Annotated in this window: 1 protein-coding gene; it reads left to right on the forward strand. The window is 51.1% G+C overall.

Features of this window, described 5'->3' with window-relative positions:
* Positions 1 to 1,661 (forward strand): 2-isopropylmalate synthase (gene leuA, locus QVO97_RS09180; protein ID WP_288189521.1); only part of this gene is annotated, 1,661 nt, incomplete at its 5' end.
* Positions 1,662 to 1,762: the final 101 nt, after the last annotated feature.

Here is a 1,762-nt window from a genome sequence, read left to right on the forward strand (position 1 = left end):
ATTACAAGAAATATAAGAGAGTTCCGGTGGTAGATTACCCGGAGCGTGAGTGGCCGAATAAAGAGATTGAGAAAGCGCCGATCTGGTGCAGCGTTGACCTGCGCGACGGCAACCAGGCACTGGTTGAGCCGATGGTCGTAGAGGAGAAGATCGAGATGTTCAACCTCCTGGTAAAACTTGGATTTAAAGAGATCGAGATTGGCTTCCCGGCAGCTTCCCAGATCGAGTACGATTTCCTGCGCCAGTTAGTAGAACGCAAGCTTATCCCGGACGACGTAGTTGTACAGGTTCTGACCCAGTGCCGCGAGCACCTGATCAAGAGAACCTTCGATGCCATCCAGGGTATTCCGAAGGCGATCGTACATATTTACAATTCGACTTCTACCTTACAGCGTGAGGTTGTATTCCATGCAGAGCGCGAGGAAGTAAAGCAGATCGCGATCGATGGTACCCGCATGGTAAAGAAATATATGAAAGATTACGACGGAAAAGTAATCCTTGAGTACTCTCCGGAGAGCTTTACCGGAACCGAGCTTGATTTTGCACTGGATATCTGCACCGCTGTACAGGAAGAGTGGGGCGCAACCCCGGACAATAAGATCATCATCAACCTTCCGGCAACGGTTGAGATGACGACTCCGAACGTATACGCAGACCAGATCGAGTGGATGAACAAGCATTTTAAGAACCGTGACAGCATTATTTTAAGTATCCATCCGCACAATGACCGTGGTACCGGCATTGCAGCGACCGAGCTGGCTCTCTTGGCAGGTGCAGACCGTGTCGAGGGTACACTGCTTGGAAACGGCGAGCGTACTGGTAATATCGACATATTAAATATCGCTTACAATATGTTCTCGCAGGGTATCAACCCGGAGTTGAATCTGGAAAATGTAAAGGAGATCACCGAGGTTTGCGAGCGCTGCACAAAGATGACCGTTGATCCGAGACATCCGTATGCAGGCAAGCTGGTATTTACCGCATTTTCCGGTTCCCATCAGGATGCGATCAGCAAGGGTATGCAGGCGCTTCAGAAGAGAACCGATGGCATCTGGGAGGTTCCGTACCTGCCGATCGATCCGAGCGATATCGGACGCGAGTACGAGCCGGTTGTCCGCATCAACAGCCAGTCCGGCAAGGGCGGCGTAGCCTTTGTTATGGATTCCTTCTACGGATTCCGTCTTCCGAAGGGAATGCACAAAGAGTTTGCTGACATTATCCAGAAGATTGCAGAAAAGCAGGGCGAGGTAGCTCCGGAGCAGATCATGGACGAGTTCCGTGCAAACTATCTGGACAGAAAAGAGCCGATGCACTTCAAAAAATGCCAGATCACAGACAAGGAGTACGAGGGAGGCGCATTCGCAACCGTTGCAATTCTTACCTTTACCGATCATGACACCGAGCGTACCGTTGAGGGCGTAGGTAACGGACCGATCGATGCGGTACAGAGAGCGATCGAGGAGGCACTTGGCATTGAGATCCGTGTTCTGGACTACAACGAGCATGCACTTCGTTCCGGTTCCGGCGCACAGGCAGCTTCCTACATCCACCTGATGGATGTAAAGAGCGGCCGGGCAACCTACGGTGTCGGCATCAGCTCCAACATTACGAGAGCATCGATCCGCGGTATCTTCAGTGCGGTAAACAGATTGTTCTACTAAAAATTAAAATGAATCAATTCAGGGTGACTGCTTGTGTACGTGTGGACAGTCGCTGGTTTGGGCGGTATGCAGAAATGTGTGCCGCTCTTTTTCTGCCTGCC

Source organism: Clostridium sp. CAG:43 (genome assembly GCF_000434655.1).
Lineage (GTDB): Bacteria > Bacillota > Clostridia > Lachnospirales > Lachnospiraceae > Otoolea > Otoolea fessa.